Below are 20,959 nucleotides of genomic sequence, written 5' to 3' on the forward strand. Positions count from 1 at the left end.
CTTCTCAATAAAGCTTTTGAGAATTGGTTTTAAGAAAAAAGATAATTTAATTTGAATAATCTAAATCAATCAGACAGAGTTATACTTACATATCCGTGATTGGCATTATTGATATGCTTTTTAACGGTATTGACCGAAATATCCAAGTCCTCAGCAATTTCCTTATACTTCTTCCCATTAAGCTTTTCAATATAAACCCTTTTGGTAGCATCAGACAGTTGACTAAAAGTTTGATTTACCAATGCATATATTTCAGATTCTATAATCTTGGAACTGATATCTTCCTCAAATTCATCAATAAGTATCCCGGCCTGATATTCACCTTTTTTAGTGGAGTTTCTGATCTGATTCAGAGCAGCGTTTCTTATGGATTGATATAAATAGGCTTTAAGCTGATGTTTATTTTCAAATACAGGTTTTTTATCCCACACTTTAATCCATACGTCCTGAATAATATCTTCAGCTTCGTCTTCTGAATTCAGTAATTTTGTGGCAAAGTACTTTAAGCCCGTATACATTTCAGAATACAATCGATGATAATTACTTTTCTTCCCTAAATCTAATTCATTACTCATACTTACATCAATATTTCTATAGCATCCCCAATTTCAGAAGACTCTAAAATTAAATATTCGATTATATTCCTGTTACATCCCATTTTTTTTTTGGAGCGTACAAAGTTTCTGAAAAAATACAATTATACAAAATCATTTATAAATGATTTTATAGGATATGTCATAACTATTTATTGCTTCAATAACCAATAAAACTATAAAGACCGCACTAGAACATATAATTTCTTAATCATTAAGCATAACCTAATCGCATTATCTACCTACCTGCAAAGGACCTGATACGTACCATAGTCGTATCAGATGCGGATGTCACTCACTATTCCCTCACTTATCATTCACTATTGGCTCACTATTGGCTCACTGATTAGTGAATCAGATGTGAATCATACCTGAATGATATGAACTATATATTTGTGGAATATCCACATTTGGTACGTTGCTGTTCCCTATTTGGTACGTCTCTGATTCATATCAAACTATACTAACAGCTTTTATACTTAGCTCCATAAACAATAATATTGGTGTTTTTCATTAAACCGTCTCCTTGCCAAGGCCTATCTGGAACATAATCGATCCTTTGGCTCAAAAAAAGAATTCTTACCAATACATTTATTTTTTTTCGGACTATTTGAATAAAAAAAAGGTTGCTTCGCTATCAGGAAACAACCTTTTTTAAAAACTATCTTTTGTTTATCTGGAGAATGAATCAATCCTTGCTACGGAATAAACTCCTTTTACATTCTTTATTTTCTTAATCATGGTGTCGAGCATACTTGTGTCATTTACAAATACAGTTACTGTGCCCTCAAAACTACCTTCCTGGGAGTCAATTGAAATTGATCTCATTTTTAAATGAAGATCTTTTGTGATCACCTGACTGATATTACTTACAATACCAATATCATCTGTTCCGGTAATTTTAAGTGTAGCCTGAAAATTAGCAGAAGCACCTGTAGTCCATTGAGCTTTTACAATACGATACCCGAATTTTGTACGCATATCCGGTGCATTAGGACAGGATTTTCTGTGAATCTTAATTCCACCTAAAACTGAAACAAAACCAAAAATCTCATCTCCAAATATAGGATTACAACATTTTGCCAATGAATAATCTACATTTTTAAGATTTTTATCAATCATTAAAACATCAGTCGCCCCTGTTAGCTCTTCATCTACATTGGCCACAAAGTTTGTAGCACTCTTTTGTAAAGCAACCTCGGCCACATCTTTCTCAACTTCTTTCTTTTCCAGACCAACGATATACTCCTTAATGCTGGAAACATCTATATTACCAATAGCTATTTCCCTGTAAAAGTCGTTAATGCTTTTCATTTTAAAATGCTTCACCATCTGATGCACTAACGAATCTGTTAATTCCAGCTTCCAGTTTTTAAGTCGCCTAACTAAGGTTTCTCTACCAAACTCCGATTCTTTATATAATAAATCCTTTAAAGCCTGCTTTAATTTTGATTTGGCTCTGGAGGTAACTACAACATTTAACCATTCACTTCTGGGCTCCTGAGTATTTGATGTAATTACTTCAATATGATCTCCATTTTTAAGCTCTTGCTTTATGGAAGCATGTTTACCATTTATTTTAGCTCCAATACACTTTTTACCTACTCCTGAGTGAATATCAAATGCAAAATCCAGAACGGTTGCTCCCTTTGGCAAACGTCTTAAATCTCCTTTAGGCGTAAATACAAAAACTTCTTCATCATAAAGATTAAGCTTAAAATCATCAATAAAATCAATGGCATTTCTTTCAGGGTTTTCAAGTACTTCACGAATGTTTCCTAACCATTGATCCATACCTTTCTCACCCTTTCCACCTTTGTATTTCCAGTGTGCAGCAAGACCTTTTTCTGCAACCTCGTTCATACGATTGGTTCGGATTTGTACTTCGACCCATTTTTTTTCAGGACCTAATACCGTGGTATGCAACGACTCATATCCATTTGATTTAGGAATGGATAACCAATCTCTCAATCGTGATGGATTTGGCTGATATTTATCGGTTACAATAGAATAAACTTTCCAGCAATCGGCCTTTTCATCTTTTTCCTTACTGTTTAATATTACTCTGATCGCAAACAAATCATACACTTTCTCAAAAGGTGTATTCTGCTTTTTTATTTTATTATGAATAGAGTGAATGGTTTTTGTTCTACCCTTAATTTCAAACTTCAAACCAGCTTCTTCCAATTCCTTTTTTAACGGTGCTATAAAGTCTTTAATATACTTATCTCTGGCTCTTTTGGTATCATTTAGCTTTTGTGCTATATCATCATAAACCTCTCTCATGGTGTACTTCATCACCATATCTTCCATCTCTGATTTAATGGTATATAAACCTAAACGATGGGCCATTGGAGCATACAAGTAACCAACCTCAGAAGCAATTTTCTGCTGACTTTCTATATCGTAAAGCTTAAGGCTACGCATTGTTTCAAGCCTGTCTGCCAGAATTATTAGAATAACACGAACATCCTTAGCAAATGACAGCAATAGTTTTCTAAAGTTCTCAGTCTCTATTGAGGTGTCTTTATCATACAGATCTTTTACCTTTAAAAGTCCGCTAATGATCTCTTCAACACTTTTACCAAAGATGGCAGACACTTCATTTAATACAATATCTTCGTGCTGAATAACATCATATAATAAAGCACAAATAATTGATGTACGCCCTAAACCTATTTCAGAAGCAACAATATTGGCCACTTCTAATGAATGTATAGCAGATAATTTACCTGAAGGTCGCCTGTATTCTTTTTTACGCTCAAGAGATATTTCTATAGCCTTTCGAATTTCAGTAACATCTTCATTACTTAAAATATTCCTACACGCTCTCAAAAGATTTCTGTAGTTTCTTTTGATTTCTATCTTTTCAGCGTCACTTATTAATACGGGGTTTTCCATAAAATTGATATAAGATGTAATAATCTTGTATAAATATTATTCATTTCAATCGTTAGTCTCCAAAAATATATCACAAATACGTTTAAACAAAACATTCTGTCAAATCCTTTTGCATAAAAGTTGACATTTGTTGCTATTTATGGTATATTAAATATCGATAACACATTGTTTAACAGCTTAAAAAATAGGAGTTATGAGAAATAGTGGTCTGTTTTTTGGAGGAATGATTGCCGGAGCAATAGTTGGAGCTGCTACCGCATTATTATTTGCTCCTCAAAAAGGTTCAGAAACTCGTGATCAATTAAAAAACAAGTTGAATGAACTAGAAAAAGAAATGCAAAACACCAAAGACAAACTAAAAGTTAAAGGTGGAGAACTAAAAGAAGAATTAAAAGAAAAAATTCACAACATTGAACAAAGAATTGAAAAACTTCTTGATGAGTACAAAAAAACTTTGGAACCAACCAGTAGTGCAAATTAGTAGAAAATTTGATTTTTTTATTGTAGCCTGAAACTAATTTCTTATTTTGAAAAAAGATTAGCTTCAGGCTTTTTTATCTCTATCATATTTCAATATATCTAATTTATTATGGACAGGAAAGAAACTATTTCAGAAGAGATTTCTGATATAAAAAAAGAGATCAACACCTATTTCCAAAGCAAACTTGATTTAACAAAACTTCAGGCTGCAGAAGATTTAAGTCGATTTGTTTCAGGCATTGCTGTAAAGGTGGTTTTATTTTATATCGCCATGTTTGTATTAATATTTGTATCAATGGCAGCAGCCTTTGCAATAGGTACTTACACCAAAAGTAATGAGCTGGGATTTTTAATTATTGCCGGAGTATATGTGCTGGTTGCAATAATCTTTTACTTACTCAAGAGATATTTAATTCAAACTCCGGTTATCAAAGCATTCATCCAAATATTTTTTCAAAATTTTAGTAAGTATGACAAGGAATAGATATAGCCACATCAAATCTTTTAAGGATTTTGAAAATGAAAAGATTCAACTACATTATCAAATCCGGCTTTCAGAAAAGAAATTACAGATAAAGCAACTTGAATTAAGAGAGTACTTAAATCCTTTCAGGTTTTTTTCTTCGATGCTAAACGAACTATATAAACCTGTTTTTGATTTAGCAAAATCAATTATTATGCATTTTGTAGAAAAGCATAAGGCAAAGAGCAATACTTCTGAAGAGTAAAAGTAAAATATAAAAAAACGGCTGTTCATTTATATCATGAACAGCCGTTTTACAATTATCTTATACTAGAATATCTTACCAAAACATACAAGAATTAGGACTCACTCCTACAGTATATTCAGCTTTAAATGCACCTTCTTTAGAATAACATTTAACAACACTTGGATCAGAATAACTTAATTGGTCACATACCCAAACATCTCCATTATCAGGATTTACATCAATACCATAAAAAGTATCATCAATAAATTTAGCAGATGGTAAAGTTGATGATGAAACCTCCATTGCATAAACTGCATCTGATACAAAATAAATTGTACTTCCATCAGGACTTACTGCCATATTTTTTACTGTTCCTGAAGGATTAGCAATTGGCCATGAAGTGACACTATTATCTTCAGTATTAATTTTTGATAACCCAGCATCTGTATATGATACATTTGGATAATTTGAGTAATCAGGAGCTCCACCACAATTAACCCATACATTTCCATCTGCATCTACAACCATATCCTTAGGACAAGCTTTTACCGTAATCGTGTTCTCTACAGTAAGTGTATTCAAATTAATAACCGAAACAGTATTATCATCATTTAACCATCCACCACTATTGGCTACATATAATTTATCATTAGAAACCACCATTTTTTCAGGTCCATGTCCAACAGCAATTGAAGTACTGTTCATTGTTAATGTTTTTAAATCAACAACATATACAACACCTTCTCCACTTCCATTTGTAACATATGCTTTATTATCATATATGGTCACTTCTCTTGGATAGCTTAATTCGGTAAATGCAGCAACACTCAACATTGTTTCCTTGTCAACAATTTCAATAGATCCGGCTCCATTTGAAGTGGTTACAACAATGACCAAATAGTCCTTAGAAAAAGCCATTGACTGTGGATATTGACCCAATGGAACACCATTATTAAGGGCAAATATTCCATTTGTAACATCATCGTTATCTGTATTTATATAGGATACGGAACCACTTGCAGAACCTTCATTTAGCACATAAACACCTTTTCCATATAATCCATAATTTTCTTCATCATCAGTACATGATACTACTAATAATGAAAAGATAAGGGCATAAAATGCCAATTTTGCAATCTTTCTCATTTTTATGTTTATTAAAATTTATAATTTATTCCGATATAATAGTTTCTACCCGGCATTGGATAAGCATAAACCATCTGATACGATTCATTAAAAACATTTTCAACCTTAAACTGCCCCTCTAAGTGCAATGATTTAAATCTGTAATTACAGATAACATCAGTTAAAAACACCTCTTTCATCAGCCACCCACTTGTAGCTTCTGTTTTCGACTGAAAAGAATTATTTAAAGACAAGTCCAAATTCTTCAGTCCATATACAACATTAGTTCTAATGATATGTTTTGGTTTATAAGCCAGATTTTGTTTATAATTTACATCTGATTCATCGTTATAATAACTATCATTAAAACCGTATCTTATATAGAAATTTAAATCTGACTTACCCAAAGTTTTCAACCAATGAAAATCAACTTCAATACCTCTTGACATTACCTCACTGGAGTTTTGAGGCTCTGAATTACCGCTTAGTGTAGGCATCCATAAAATCATTTCTTCATTATTAGTTAAAAAGAAGGATGTTTTTAGCAATACAAAATCTGATGCATTAATATTTTTCTTCCAGTCTGCTCCAAATTCAAATCCATAACCCTTTTCAGATTTTAGATTTACATTTCCTCCCGGAATCCAATAACGCTCATTAAATGTAGGTCTTCGATAATGTGTCCCAAACTTTCCTCGTAAAGTAATATGCTGAGATAATAGTTGGTGTAATCCTCCCAAACTAAACATAAGCGGAGGTGAAGTTTCTGTATTTAAATCCTGACTTAATGATATATTTATCTTTGAATGATCAAAAAGATATCTCCCGGAAACAGAAAGCCCACCCTCATGTTCATATACTTTTTTCTGATAAGCAGTAACATCACCAATTAAATAATTATATCTGAACAGCACATCAAAATCAAACCTGTCATTTAAGTAAAATCTAGTATTTATTGAATTTAGCCAACGATAAGATCCTATTTCGGAATAAGTTCTATAATTCATAGTTACAGGATCCTTATCTGTATATAACATATAATCTCTGATCCATCCGGATTGATATTCAGCTTTTATATTATTAAAAACCCTTTTGTAACCCCAGGCTATTTTTAAAGTTGAATCGATTTGATTCTGATAACTCACAGGCTTTCCTCTACCCATAGTGCCTGGAATATTATTATCCTTTACCTGATACCATAATCCGACGTTCAAATAGTTTTTTCCCAACTTAAAATTGGCATTATGAATCATTCCATAGCCCTCTGTTTGGTTATGCGTTAATGTCTCTGTTGGATGACCCAATTCAAGCTGATCGGTATACTTAAAATCATTCTTTATTTTAGAAACAAACAACTGACCGGAGTAGGTTACCTGACCACTGGCAACCCTGGCCTGAAAACCATATTTTTGGTTTGAGAAACTGCCATAACCGGCATTAACATTAAATTCTTTTTTCTTATGAAAATCTAAAAGATTATTTAGCTCAACCACACCACCAAAAGTACCACTACCATATACACTTCCTGAGGCTCCATAAATCACATTTATTTCATCAAATCCACGTACATTCACCATGGATAAATCTGCACCGCCTGTTGTTAATGAGTTAATAGGCAAACCATTCCACAACACACTTGTATGCGAACTTCCCCCACCTCTTATACTAATAGAAGACTGTGCTCCTTCTCCTCCATAATTTAAAATATTAACCAGTGAAGTTTTTGACAAAAGATAGGATACATCAGTAGATAAATAGTTGTGCATTTGGGAAGTATCTATTGTAATTTTCCTTTCTGTATCCGACAACAACTCTCTTCTGGACTCGATAATCTCAACTTCAACAATATGCATCGTATCCCTTGCCATATCCTGTGTTAATCCAACAGAATAGTGCCCAATAAAAATCACAAATAAAAACAGCCAGTTTTTCATCCCCTCAATAATAATTACATCAATTATTCACAACAATTTCAGGGATACAAAAGAAAGAATTGTACCATGATATCTATTCCGAATAACATGAACATACTAAACAAATTGGCAGGTCTTCTGACTTATTCCGACTTACTATCGCCTTCCCATCCATAAAACAGACAGTGGCATTTTGATAGTAAGCATACTATTTTGAATTAAACTCAAAATCGAAACTTACAGCAGCGGATACTGTTGTCGAATTTCACGACATTCCCTATTAAATTGATAATTATATAACTCTATAATTATCAAACCAATTTCGGAACAAAAATACAACTTATTCCATGATAAAAAACTATTAGTCACTTTTTAGTTTTATCCAAAGTTGTATTTTTACACTTTTCTAGGCATAGAAACTTATAAAACTACGATGGCAACAGATATTCAAGAAAAAATTAATCTTTTAAGAGATACTTTAAATAAACACAACCACAATTATTACGTACTCAATCAACCTCAAATAACTGATTTTGAATTTGATCAAATGATGAAGGAATTGATTGAGTTGGAAAAGTCACATCCGGAATTTGAAGATCCCAACAGTCCAAGTCACCGGGTTGGAAGCGATTTATCAAATGATTTTCAGCAAATCGTTCATCAATATCCTATGCTATCCTTAGGCAATACCTATAACGAAGGTGAAATTGCTGATTTTCATCAACGCATTACCAAAGCGATTGGAGAAGAGATTGAGTATGTATGTGAATTAAAATATGATGGTACATCTATAAGCTTAACCTATGAAAACGGAAGACTTGCACAAGCTGTTACCCGGGGAGATGGTGAAAAAGGTGATGATGTAACTGCCAATGTAAAAACAATTAAAAGTGTTCCCCTTAGTATTCAAGGAAATTATCCTGAGAGATTTGTGATACGTGGAGAAATCTTATTACCCAATGAGGAGTTTATTAAACTGAATGAGACAAGGGAACTAAATGGCGAATTACCATTTGCTAACCCTCGAAATGCAGCTTCAGGCTCATTAAAAATGAAGAAAAGCTCAGAGGTGGCACAAAGAGGATTAGATTGCTATTTATATTACCTTTTAGGAGAAAATCTTCCTACTGAAATACATTCAGAAAATTTAGAAACAGCACGTTCATGGGGTTTTAAAATCCCCACTCACTATAAGATATGTAAATCTCTGACTGAGATCAATGGTTTCATTGAATACTGGGATAAAGAAAGATTCAATTTGCCTTTTGAAATTGATGGTATTGTTATTAAAGTAAATAACATCAATCTGCAAAACGAACTTGGCTATACCGCAAAATCACCAAGATGGGCTATCTCTTATAAATTTAAAGCTGAGGAAGCATGTACTAAACTATTATCTGTGAGTTATCAGGTTGGCAGAACAGGAAAAATTACACCTGTAGCAAATCTTGAACCTGTTCAATTGGCAGGCACTACAGTTAAAAGAGCTTCACTACACAATGCAGATATTATTGAGCAATTAAACCTTCATGAAAATGATATGGTTTTTGTTGAAAAGGGTGGTGAAATAATTCCTAAGATTACAAGAGCAGATGAGAGCGCTCGTGATGCTCAAGCTCCCAAAATTGAATTTATAAATGAGTGCCCGGAATGCAGCACACCATTGATAAGACCAGAAGGAGAAGCTGCTCATTTTTGTCCAAACGATAAAGCCTGTCCTCCTCAATTAAAAGGAAAGATTGAGCATTTTGTGAGCAGAAAAGCAGTAAACATCGACTCTTTCGGAGAGCAAATAGTAGATCTTCTTTTTGAAAAAGGATTAGTAAAAGATGTCAGTGAAATTTACGATCTGACTTTTGATACATTGAATGGTTTATCAAGAATTGTTGAAGACCAGGACGAGAATAAAAAGATTTTTACTTTTCAGGAAAAATCCACTCAAAATCTTTTGGCAGGAATAGAAGCTTCAAAAAACATCCCCTATCCTAATGTGCTTTTCGGATTGGGAATCAAACATGTTGGTGCTACAGTAGCTAAAGTATTATGTAAAAACTTTAACACCATTGATAAATTAGCATCTGCAACATATGACGATCTTGTTGCTATTGATGATATTGGACCCAAAGTTGCCGAAAGTGTAATTACATATTTTAGTGATGAAGAAAATAAAAATTTAGTCACAAGACTAAAAAACACTGGTTTACAGCTGGAAATTGCTGAAGAAGCATTGGAAAGCGACAAGTTTAATGGCTTATCTTTCGTTGTAAGTGGAACATTTACTAATTTTTCACGCGATGAACTTAAAAGCATTATTGAATCTAATGGAGGAAAGAACCTGAGTGGTGTTTCTAAAAAAACATCGTATCTTGTGGCAGGAGAAAAAACCGGTCCCAGCAAACTTGAGAAAGCGGAAAAACTAAACGTTAAGATCATTAACGAAACTGATTTTATTGAATTATTAGAAAATTAAATCTGTGAATTACTTTAAAAAATTGAGGATAAAAATTGGTAACTATTTATTAAATCGTAAGCTTAAAAAGCGAAATTACAAACCTATTATTTGCAATTTAAAACATGCTAAAAAAATAGGAATTATATACGATTCATTATCTAACGAGGATTTATCTGCCATTAAAAAAGTTGAAAAATCCTATATTAATCAAAACATTAAGGTTGAATTACTAGGTTTTTCCAATGCAAAAATCATTCAGGATAATCTAATTGGGGACAATAACCATCATTATGTCTGTATTAAGGACTTAAATTGGTTATTTCAGCCAAAATCAGAGCTTTTAAAGGAGTTTATTGCTAAGGATTTCGATATTTTAATAAATTTATATACTAACGAAGATTTTTGTACAGAAGTGATAGTAAGATCTTCTTATGCTAAATTTAAGGTTGGCCCTGCCCATCTGAACAAAAATATGCATGATTTAATGATTGATGGTGGAGAAAAGAAAAATAATATTTTATATCTGAATGAACAAATCAGTTATTATCTTGGTATAATAAATAGCTAGTGGCATAATAATTGACTGGTTAAAAAGAATAATAATTAATCATCCAAAATATTATCATCATGAATACCAAATTATTACTTCCAATAATATCTTTTCTTTTTATTTTATCATCTTGTATGACTCATAAAGTAGAAAGAGTTTCTGTAGATGAATCAATTGATTTAAGTGGTAGATGGAATGACACAGATTCCAGAATGGTAGCAGAAGATATGGTGAATCAAATATTGGGTGGAGCCTGGATCGATAATCACTTAAAAGCAAATAATGGTACTAAACCCGTTGTTGTTGTAGGATTGATATATAATAAGTCTCACGAACATATTAGTTCTGACACTTTTATAAAAGATATTGAAAAGGCTTTTATAAACAGTGGCAGAGTAAGATTAGTTCAGGCTGGAGATAAAAGAGAAGAATTAAGAAAAGAAAGAGCTGCTCAGCAAGAATTTGCATCGATGGAAACAGCTAAAGCATGGGGAAAAGAATTGGGTGCTGACTTTATGCTGAACGGCGACATCAATTCTATTGTGGATACATACAAAAAAGAAAGAGTTAACTATTATCAAACAAATCTTGAGTTATCAAATCTTGAAACGAATGAAATTGTTTGGATGGGCGATAAAAAGATTAAAAAGTATATTGTCAAATAACTCTTTAATGTAAAATTCTAATAATTAAACCTTTCTATACAGTAGCAGAAAGGTTTATTTGTATCACTTATTCTGGTATTTCATGGTTTTTCCATCAAAATATAATTATATATTTTTTGGTCTGTTACTTACTCTGTTAACAAGCTGTGCAACTTACTATCAAAAAAACTATCAACTTCAAAATTATATAGTCAGTGGTGATTTTAATGCCGCTGAAAAACTTTTAAACAAAGACACTAAATCCGAAAAGGGAATTAACAGAGTTCTTTTTTACATGAATCAGGGTATGGTAAACTTTACGCTGGGAAATTATGAAAAAAGTAACTACTATTTAAATAAAGCGGATTTATATAACGAAGACTACAAAAGTGGTTATGGAAATGAGGCTCTGGCGCTGATTTCTAACCCAATGGTAAAGCCATATAAACCTGAGGATTTTGAAAATGTAATGGTGCATTATTACAAATCCTTAAACTATTTAATGCTACAAAATTACGAAGAGGCTCTTGTTGAATGTCGTAGGGTGAATATTATACTTCAACAATTAAACGACAAGTATAAGAAAACAAAAAACAAATATTCAAACGATGCTTTTGCCCATAATCTAATGGGAATGATTTATGATGCCTCCGGTGATAAAAACAATGCATTTATTGCCTACAGAAATGCTTATGAGGCATATGAAAACAGCTACAGTAAACTCTTTAATGTAAAAACTCCAGACCAATTAAAGAAAGACCTTGTCAGAACTGCATATCAATCCGGATTAGAGCAGGAATACTCAAATTTCAGCAACCTGTTTAATTTAGAGTATAATCCGGAATCAGAACCAGATGGAAGTCTTGTATTTTTATGGATGAATGGATTTGGACCTGTAAAATCAGAGTGGAGTATAAATTTTATCAATTCAGGTTATAACGATGGTTGGATTACCTTTGCTAATGAAGAATATGGCTTAAACTTCCCTATTTATATTGGTAATCGAAAAAAAAATGAGCAAAGTGCATTTAGAAATTTATCCTTTGTTAGAATAGCTTTCCCAAAATACATAGAAAGAGAACCAGTATATAAACAAGCCTCTGTTCGAATTGATAGTTTGCATTTTAATCTTGAATTATCTCAGGATATAAATGCGATTGCTTTTCAATCTTTACAGGACAGAATGGTTCGGGAATTAGCTAATGGGATTGCCAGATTAGTTACTAAAAAAGCTCTTGAACAAATCGCTAATAGTGAAAATAAAAATCTGGGTAGTGTCATCAGCATTATAAATGCAATTACTGAAAAAGCAGACACCAGAAACTGGCAGTCACTTCCCTACTCTATTTATTACTCCAGGATTCCCCTAAAAGAAGGTAAAAACAAAATTGAATTAGAAATTGGTCAAGGCCAACAAAAGGAGAAGCTTGAATTTAACATAAAAAAAGGAGAAGATATTTTCTTTACTTACCATCAGCTGGAAAGTTACAAATTAGATTAATTGAGAAAAAAATACACTTTCATCAATAAAAACAAGGCATTCAAATAAAATAGCAAATAAAAGATATGAAAATGCATAACTTTAAATGTTTGTAATTTTATTGTATAGTAGTGAACATAAATAAGCACAATTATAATCCATATCTAAAACGATGGAAAACTCAGTTTAGTCTGATAGCTGAGTTATTGGATGGGTGTATCATACTTGCAACTGAAATAGAATTAAATAAGATTATTGCCATAGCCTATAATCATCCTAATGAAAATACTCTTTTTCAAGGAAATACAAATGAAAACAGCATTACCAGAAAGATTATTCAAGACGGAAAAAATCGTTTTATATCTAACCTTCAATTAAACAATAAATACAATAAAAGTACAGAGTTTGCTTCTGGATTAAAATGCTTTTACGGAATAACCGTAAATAATCCTTCAGGAGACATTTTTGCTGCATTATGTTTATATTCAAGAGTTAAAAACAACTACCCTGATGACAAAATTGCTCAAATAAAGAAATTAAAACGAATCATTGAAGATGATCTTAAATTCATTGAAAAGTCAGATAAAACACCTGAAATAATAATAGATCCATTACCGGAAGATGAAATTAAGTTTAAACAGTTTTTTCAATCTTCCCCCCTGGGTATTTTTTATTGGGATACCAATTTGACAATTACTGATTGTAATGACAAATTCTGTGAAATATTAAAATCAAACAAAGCGATTCTAACAGGATTAGATCTTAATCTGCTTCATGACAAAAGAGTACTACCTTGTATACAAAGTGCTCTAACAGGAGTTGAAGGAGAATATGAAGGAGAATATAACACTACAACCAGTCACGAAAGTACTTATGTTTTATTAAAATCCTCCCCTGTTTACAATAAGGACAATGTAATATGTGGTGGTATTGGAATTGTTGAAGATCTTTCGGAGAAGAAACAAATTCAGGATGCCCTAAAAGATAGTGAATTAAAATACAAGGACCTGGTTGAAAAGATTAACGATGTTATTTTTACTCTTGATGAAGAAGGAATATGTACTTACATCAGTCCTGTAGTAACTACAATTATAGGTTTCTTACCTGAGGAAATAATTGGACATCACTTGATCAACTTTGTTCATGAAAATTATAAAGTAAGATTTTATGATGCACTAAATAGTGTAAAAACAGGATCTACTGTATTAATTGAAATGAAGATTAAGGATAACATCAACCGGTATCACTGGATAAGAACATCTCTCAGACCTACTGAAGACCACAATAGCAGCTTTTCCGGAATTCATGGCGTTGCTCAGGATATTGGAGAAACCAGAATTGCTGAATCCTCTTTAAAAGATAGTGAGGAGCAATTTAAATTAGTAGCAACACATATTTCGGATATCATATTTGAATGGAATCCAATTACAGATGATCTGATATGGCATAGTAATCCCAATATCATATCGCCATCACTAAATAATATAAAAACATATACTGGTTTAAATCAATTGATTTTAATTGAAGATAGAGACAAAATCAATCAATACTGGAAGAATGCTTTAAATAAATTAGGTGCATGGAAATCTGAGTTTAGATTAAAAATTGATGATAACAATATTAAGCACGTATTAGGTAACGGAATTATTTTATTTAAAAATGATATTGCCTACAAAGGAATTGGGACTATTACAGACATATCAAAAGAAAAATCCCTAATTGGAAATTTAAAACAAAGCAATGAAAAACTTGAACTGAACATTGCCAAGTTAAATGGTCTGCTTTCTGTTATTCCTGATATGATGTTTGTTTTTAATAAAAATGGCACTATAATGGATTATCATACTAATGATAGTACACAGTTATTTCAGGAAGGTACATTTTTTATTAATCGACGTATTGACGAAACCCTACCCGAGGATATTTCAAAACTAACTCACGAAAAAATTAAACGAGTACTTGAAACAAAAGAAACCAATACATATAACTACGAAATAACTCTCGGAGATCAAAACAGGATCTATGAGTCACGAATGGTTTATGTAAATGAATATCAAACATTAGCTATTGTAAGAGATGTAACAGAAAGAGAACATGATAAATTAGAACTTATAAAAGCTAAAGAACATGCAGAAGAAAGCGATAGATTAAAATCATCTTTCTTAGCAAATATGAGCCACGAAATCCGTACTCCAATGAATGGTATTATTGGATTTTCGGAATTACTCAGAGCAAAAACGCTAAATCCTGAAGAAAGAGAATATTACATCTCTGTAATTGTTAATAGCGGAAGACAATTACTGGACATTATTAATGATGTTCTTGAAATATCGAAAATTGAAACTGGACAAATAGAACTCAATATTACAGCAGTAAATATAAACAAACTAATCTTGGAAATTTCTGAAGCTTTTTCGCAACGTATTCAGAATTATAACAACACGCTTAAAATAGAGAATCCGCTTAATGATGATGACGCCTCAATTTATACTGACGAAAATAAATTAAGGCAAATATTAACCAATCTGGTAAGCAATTCTATTAAGTTTACTCAAAACGGAACAATAGAAATTGGCTATAAAGTAGTGAACCATAGTTATCTGGTTTTTTATGTAGAAGATACAGGTATTGGCATTGCTGCTGATGAACAATATAAAATTTTTGAACGTTTTGCCCAAGCCAATCCTCAAATTACAAAAACACATGGTGGAACAGGTTTGGGACTTTCAATTTCTCAAAGCTTAGTTGAACTACTTGGAGGTAAAATATGGGTAGATTCTGAGATTAACAAAGGATCTAAATTTTCATTTTCAATTCCTATTAAATACAAGCAACCTCATAAATAATTATACACTTATTAACATATAAACCACCAAAATTTATTTTCTTATTTATGAATTATTAATTTCTCTTAAAATATTTTCATTACAGAATAACGAGGAACGCTTTTAAATACATTTGCAATTTAATAATGCAAATATATTAGTGAATGTTTAGACATCAAGGTAAAAGCAGGACATTAAAACAAAATATACAAATCGCTACACTTTTGTCATTTGTAGCAGGAATAGTAAATGTAGTTGGTTTTTTATCCTTTGGAAGATTAACAACAAATGTAACAGGTCATTTTGCATTGTTTATATATGATGTTGCAGACTTTGACTTTTGGAAAGGAACTATCTATTTCGTATATATATTTTCATTTTTCTTTGGATCATTTACTTCCAGCTTTATGATTGAAATATTCAGGGAAAATAAGAAACTTAATGTCTTTTTATTGCCAACAATTCTTGAAAGTCTGATTTTAATTAATATTGCTTTAATTACTAATTACATTGTTATTGTACATCCGGATATTATTGTTTGTCTGCTTCTATTCGCAATGGGACTTCAAAATTCTTTTGTAACAAAGATTTCAAATGCAATTGTACGAACAACACACTTAACAGGACTTTTTACTGATCTCGGTATAGAAATATCTCAATTATTTTTCCCGAAATCGAACAATGATAAAATAAATTTAACCTCGACTATTAAACTGCGCATTTATATAATTATCTTCTTTTTTTCAGGAGGTTTAACAGGTTGGATTATATATTCTAAAGTGGACCTGAAGCTTAATACATTATTTGTTGGTGCATCAATTTTAATATTTGGTGTTTTTTATGATGATTTCAGGTACAGAATAATTCGTAACAGAAGAAAATATAAGGAAAAGAAAATTGCCAACCATATTGCTAAAGAAATTACAATTAATGAAATTAAGAAGCAGAACAAAATTGCATAGGTTATTTGTATAGATAACCTATTATTCCAATTTAATCATCATAGAGCACCATTACAACTCTATAATGGTATAATGAATATAAATAAACGCCATTTGACACACTTAATATAATATCATCAAGTTCTCTACGCAAGAGAATTTATTAAGGCAAACACCAAATACACTCTTAAAATATTGATTATATAATATTTAAGACTATAAAAGTATATTGTAATCCGTTTTTATACTATCTACTTTCATTAATGACTTATGCTCTTTATATAAAATAGTGTAACTCTTCATCATAGTTTAATAAAAAGGATTTGTATTTTTAAGCTTTTCTAGACTTCAGGTGCATGATAATCATAAAAAAGGTCTTTGTATGAAATTTTAAACATACAAAATGCATTCGCACATAAACCACTGATATTATATAATATACAAATTAATGGATAGTATTTTTAAACCAAAATTTTTTAGTCTTTTAAAATCAGGAATTAACCATAAACAAATTACTTCTGATATTTTAGCTGGAATTATAGTTGGTATTGTAGCACTACCCCTTGCTATTGCTTTTGCTGTAGCTTCAGGAGTTTCTCCTGAAAAAGGCTTAATTACAGCAGTTGTTGCAGGGTTTATCATCTCATTACTTGGTGGCAGCAGAGTTCAAATTGGTGGTCCTACCGGAGCCTTTATTATTATTGTATTTGGTATTCTTGAAAAATATGGTTTGAATGGTTTAATTATTTCCACCATAATGGCCGGAGTAATTCTAATCATCTTTGGACTGTTGAAATTAGGTAATGTTTTAAAGTTTTTTCCTCAGCCCTTAATTGTTGGTTTTACAAGTGGCATTGCTTTAATTATTTTCTCTACTCAGATTAAAGATGCTTTAGGCATTGATGTTGGTAAAGCTCCTGCTGATTTTATTGAAAAATGGTCTTTCTATTTTACAAATCTAAATCACGTAAATTATAGTGCAATTGCTATTACTTTAATTACTATTGTTATCTGTGTTTTTTCAAACAAAATCATTAAGAAGATACCTGGATCTTTCATTGCAATTGTATTGATAACTTTTGTTGTGTTTATATTTAAAATACCTGTAAGTACCATTGAAACATTTTTCGGGGATATTCCAAGAAATATATCGCTTGATATTCCGGAATTTCAGTTTTCTGAGTTACACAATTATTTTGCACCTGCCATTACAATAGCTTTACTTGGAGGTATTGAATCTCTATTATCTGCAGTGGTCGCTGATGGAATGATAAGTGGAAACCACAGATCCAACACTGAGCTTATTGCACAAGGAATTGCCAATATTATTACACCTTTTTTTGGTGGTATTCCTGCAACTGGTGCTATTGCCCGAACTGCAACTAACATTAAAAATGGTGGCCGGACTCCAATTGCAGGAATGGTTCATGCAGTAACCTTACTACTTATCATGTTATTTATTGGTCCCCTGGCAAAACTTATCCCAATGTCTTGTCTTGCTGGTATTTTAATTGTTGTAGCCTATAATATGAGCGAATGGAGATCATTTGTTTCTATACTTAAGGGATCCTTTTTTGATATTATTATTCTTTTAACCACCTTTATTCTGACTGTAATTGTTGATTTAACAATAGCCATAGAAGTTGGAGTTGTTTTATCTGCTTTACTATTTATGAAGCGGATGTCTGATATTGCAGATAAAAGAATCGATAACATTGTAGATACAGATGTTATTGAAGATTACTCCCTATTACCACAACATGTTGGCATATATGAAATAAGTGGCCCTTTATTTTTTGCATCCTCAAAAAAATATGCTCAGGTAATTGAACGTATTGGTCTTGATTACAATACTATTATAATCAGAATGCGACATGTATCTTTTGCTGATCAAACAGGAATTCACAATTTTAAAAGCTCTGTTAAATCACTGACACAAAAAAATGTAAATATTGTATTATCAGGAATAAACAACGATGTATACAGTGATTTTACCAAATTTGGTATTATAGATTTAATAGATTCTTCCAATATTTTTGAATCTTTTGAAGAAGCTGTGTCGTATGTGAATCAACCAGAAAACAATTAAAAACAATCATCAAAGAATAAAAAGTATTGATATAAATGAAATTTTTACACAATTGCATACGAATAAGTCTGATATCAATACTTTATATTATAAGCAATAAAGTCTACTGTCAAACTCAGCAACAGCTAGACTCTCTTAGGGAATTTACAGCATCAATTGCTGACCCCCAGTTGCAAGTTGACAACCTCAATAAGCTAGCCTATTGGTATGGAGGTAACAATCTCGACAGTTCTCAATATTATAGTTCAAAGGCCGCAGAAAAAGCTATAAACATTAATTATAGAAACGGGCAAGCTCTTGCCTACAATTACAAAGCCAGAGCATACATTGAACAGGGGAAGTTCAAAGAATCAATTGAGTATTTTGATAAAGCAACAGATATCTACTCTGCACTGCAAGATACAGCAATGTTGTTAGATTGCTACAAGGGAATGAGTTATGTTTATTCATTCAGCTCCAACCAAATCCAAAGTCTAAATTTAAGTCTCAGAGCCTTAAAAATTGCACAAAATTTTAATGACACCTTAAGTCTTGCAACTGTATACAATAACATTGGTGTTATATACAAAAAGTTAAATGATTTTGATTTGGCACTATTTTACTTTCAGAAATCTTTAAATTACGATAAATTAAGCTCCACTACAAGTTCAAGAGAAATAGCAGTTTCATACTCAAACATTGGTTTATTAAAAGTAAGAAACGGTAAAAGTAATGAAGCCCGTAATGATTACGATGAACTGTTCAAACTTCTGCCTAAATTAAACAGTAATTATTTAAAAGCTCATTTCTATTTATCCATTTCAGAATATTACAATTCATTAAACGCTATTGATTCCTCTAAATATTATATTGACCTCACAGCAGAATTAAGTAAGCAACTTAACATTCCTCAAATTCAGAGTAAACTATATAAACGAAAGGGGGAACTATATTTTGGACTTAAAGAATATGATAAGGCCATTCAATTTATAGATTCCTGTATTGAGATTTCTGAAAAAGCTGATATTCTAAATCATCTTCCTGAGGTTTTTCAACTTAAAGCTAAAGCGCTTGCTACTCAAAAAAAGTATAAAGCAGCCTATGTTGCATCTCAGGAATCAACGAATCCCAAATATCTATATAAAGCACAAAAAGTAGCTAGCTTATTGGGTGAATTTGAAAAGGAAGAAAAAACAAAAGATGAGTTAGAAAGATTATATCTTAAGCAAGCATTAGAAAACAAGCAATCTGAACTTGAAAAGACTACCATGCGGTCCAAAATATGGTTTGCCATAGGAACCATAGGAATTCTTTCGATATGTGTTATCACAATTATATTTTTTCTAATCAGATTAAGAAAGAAAAACAACGAACTTCACTCTCAGCATCAACTTATTAATAATCAAAAGGAACAACTCGAAAACAACATTGAATTAATAAACTTAAAAACAGAATCTCTCCATAAACTAAATGCTACCAAGGATAAGTTTTTTTCTATTATTGCACACGATTTAAGAAGCCCTTTTACTGCTATTATTGGATTATGTAATGATTTAGCCCTATCCTATTATGATTATAATGATGAAGAAAGAATCAAGCATATTAAATTAATTGAAGAATCTTCCGAATCTACATTTAATTTGCTTGAGAACCTCTTGTATTGGGCAAACTCTCAGCAAGATTTTATTAAAATTCAAAAAAAAGATTGCTTACTCCATGAAATAATGAATGACAGTATCTCGGCCTATTTGGGAACTGCTCAGATAAAAAACATTCAGGTTGAAAATAACATTAACAAGAACGAAAAAATCTATGTTGATGTTCCTACAATTAAAATAGTCTTTACTAATATTTTTAACAATGCCATAAAGTTCACCCATAAAGGAGGTTTAATCAATATATCATGTTGCAGAGAAGAAAATAAAGTGGTGATCTGCATAAATGACAATGGTATTGGCATGAATAAAGAGGTTATGGACTCATTATTTAAAATAGAAAAAGATGTTCACAGAAATGGCACTGAACAAGAAAAGGGAACTGGATTAGGATTGATATTATGTAAAGAGTTTATTGATAAAAATAATGGTAACATATGGGTTGAAAGTGAAGAATCCTTAGGAAGTAGTTTTTTCATTTCTTTACCAGTATCTGCTAATAACTAATTACAACGGTTTGTTTCATTCCTGCTGAGCCTTTATTTTATGCTTTTCTAAAGCTTATTTATATTTTTTTTAAGCAATCCAACCTTGATATTTTACCGTATTAATTGAATTTTTG

15 protein-coding genes and 1 riboswitch are annotated in these 20,959 nt (G+C 31.5%); of the genes, 11 read left to right on the forward strand and 4 right to left on the reverse strand.

Annotation, left to right across the window (positions count from 1 at the left end; translation table 11 throughout):
- Nucleotides 1–65: 65 nt before the first annotated feature.
- Nucleotides 66–575 carry a sigma-70 family RNA polymerase sigma factor gene (locus OM075_RS10500; protein ID WP_301190464.1) on the reverse strand — a complete coding sequence of 170 codons (510 nt, stop codon included), beginning with the start codon at nt 573–575 and terminating at the stop codon, nt 66–68.
- A gap of 690 nt (nt 576–1,265) precedes the next feature.
- On the reverse strand, nt 1,266–3,494 hold the full coding sequence (locus OM075_RS10505; protein ID WP_301190465.1) for a RelA/SpoT family protein: 2,229 nt from the start codon (nt 3,492–3,494) through the stop codon (nt 1,266–1,268).
- A 193-nt stretch (nt 3,495–3,687) separates the two neighbouring features.
- Here OM075_RS10505 and OM075_RS10510 point away from each other — a divergent pair, with 193 nt between their 5' ends.
- The 3 genes from OM075_RS10510 (at nt 3,688) to OM075_RS10520 (ending at nt 4,702) form a co-directional block, all read left to right on the forward strand.
- Complete coding sequence (locus OM075_RS10510) at nt 3,688–3,975, forward strand: YtxH domain-containing protein (RefSeq protein WP_301190466.1); 288 nt, start codon at nt 3,688–3,690, stop codon at nt 3,973–3,975.
- Nucleotides 3,976–4,083: 108 nt separating this feature from the next.
- Nucleotides 4,084–4,458 carry a phage holin family protein gene (locus OM075_RS10515; protein WP_301190467.1) on the forward strand — a complete coding sequence of 125 codons (375 nt, stop codon included), beginning with the start codon at nt 4,084–4,086 and terminating at the stop codon, nt 4,456–4,458.
- Nucleotides 4,445–4,702 carry a hypothetical protein gene (locus tag OM075_RS10520; protein ID WP_301190468.1) on the forward strand — a complete coding sequence of 86 codons (258 nt, stop codon included), beginning with the start codon at nt 4,445–4,447 and terminating at the stop codon, nt 4,700–4,702. The genes OM075_RS10515 and OM075_RS10520 overlap by 14 nt, the downstream gene beginning before the upstream one ends.
- Before the next feature lie 75 nt (nt 4,703–4,777).
- On the opposite strand, the gene OM075_RS10525 is transcribed toward OM075_RS10520, so the two are convergent.
- The gene (locus OM075_RS10525) at nt 4,778–5,830 is read right to left on the reverse strand and encodes a YncE family protein (RefSeq protein WP_301190469.1); all 1,053 of its coding nucleotides are present in this window, start codon (nt 5,828–5,830) and stop codon (nt 4,778–4,780) included.
- Between the two features lie 11 nt (nt 5,831–5,841).
- Complete coding sequence (locus tag OM075_RS10530; protein WP_301190470.1) at nt 5,842–7,743, reverse strand: TonB-dependent receptor plug domain-containing protein; 1,902 nt, start codon at nt 7,741–7,743, stop codon at nt 5,842–5,844.
- A gap of 90 nt (nt 7,744–7,833) precedes the next feature.
- Nucleotides 7,834–8,058, reverse strand: a riboswitch (cobalamin riboswitch).
- Between the two features lie 97 nt (nt 8,059–8,155).
- Here OM075_RS10530 and ligA point away from each other — a divergent pair.
- The 8 genes from ligA (at nt 8,156) to OM075_RS10570 (ending at nt 20,844) form a co-directional block, all read left to right on the forward strand.
- The gene (ligA, locus tag OM075_RS10535; protein ID WP_301190471.1) at nt 8,156–10,192 is read left to right on the forward strand and encodes an NAD-dependent DNA ligase LigA; all 2,037 of its coding nucleotides are present in this window, start codon (nt 8,156–8,158) and stop codon (nt 10,190–10,192) included.
- A 22-nt stretch (nt 10,193–10,214) separates the two neighbouring features.
- Nucleotides 10,215–10,742: a DUF6913 domain-containing protein gene (locus OM075_RS10540; protein ID WP_301190472.1), complete on the forward strand. Its 528-nt coding sequence runs from the start codon at nt 10,215–10,217 to the stop codon at nt 10,740–10,742.
- A 59-nt stretch (nt 10,743–10,801) separates the two neighbouring features.
- On the forward strand, nt 10,802–11,389 hold the full coding sequence (locus OM075_RS10545) for a penicillin-binding protein activator LpoB (RefSeq protein WP_301190473.1): 588 nt from the start codon (nt 10,802–10,804) through the stop codon (nt 11,387–11,389).
- An 82-nt stretch (nt 11,390–11,471) separates the two neighbouring features.
- Nucleotides 11,472–12,869 (forward strand): COG3014 family protein, encoded by a 1,398-nt coding sequence (locus OM075_RS10550; RefSeq protein ID WP_301190474.1) that lies wholly within the window; start codon nt 11,472–11,474, stop codon nt 12,867–12,869.
- Between the two features lie 110 nt (nt 12,870–12,979).
- A complete protein-coding gene (locus tag OM075_RS10555; RefSeq protein ID WP_301190475.1) occupies nt 12,980–15,694 on the forward strand; it encodes a PAS domain-containing hybrid sensor histidine kinase/response regulator in 2,715 nt (904 codons plus the stop codon).
- Nucleotides 15,695–15,837: 143 nt separating this feature from the next.
- Nucleotides 15,838–16,635, forward strand: a complete 798-nt coding sequence (locus OM075_RS10560) for a YoaK family protein (RefSeq protein ID WP_301190476.1) — start codon at nt 15,838–15,840, stop codon at nt 16,633–16,635.
- A gap of 427 nt (nt 16,636–17,062) precedes the next feature.
- A complete protein-coding gene (locus OM075_RS10565) occupies nt 17,063–18,703 on the forward strand; it encodes a SulP family inorganic anion transporter (RefSeq protein ID WP_301190477.1) in 1,641 nt (546 codons plus the stop codon).
- 35 nt (nt 18,704–18,738) lie between these two features.
- Nucleotides 18,739–20,844 (forward strand): tetratricopeptide repeat-containing sensor histidine kinase, encoded by a 2,106-nt coding sequence (locus tag OM075_RS10570; protein ID WP_301190478.1) that lies wholly within the window; start codon nt 18,739–18,741, stop codon nt 20,842–20,844.
- Nucleotides 20,845–20,959: the final 115 nt, after the last annotated feature.

The sequence above is a fragment of the Plebeiibacterium sediminum genome (genome assembly GCF_026013605.1).
Taxonomy (GTDB): domain Bacteria; phylum Bacteroidota; class Bacteroidia; order Bacteroidales; family Marinilabiliaceae; genus Saccharicrinis; species Saccharicrinis sediminus.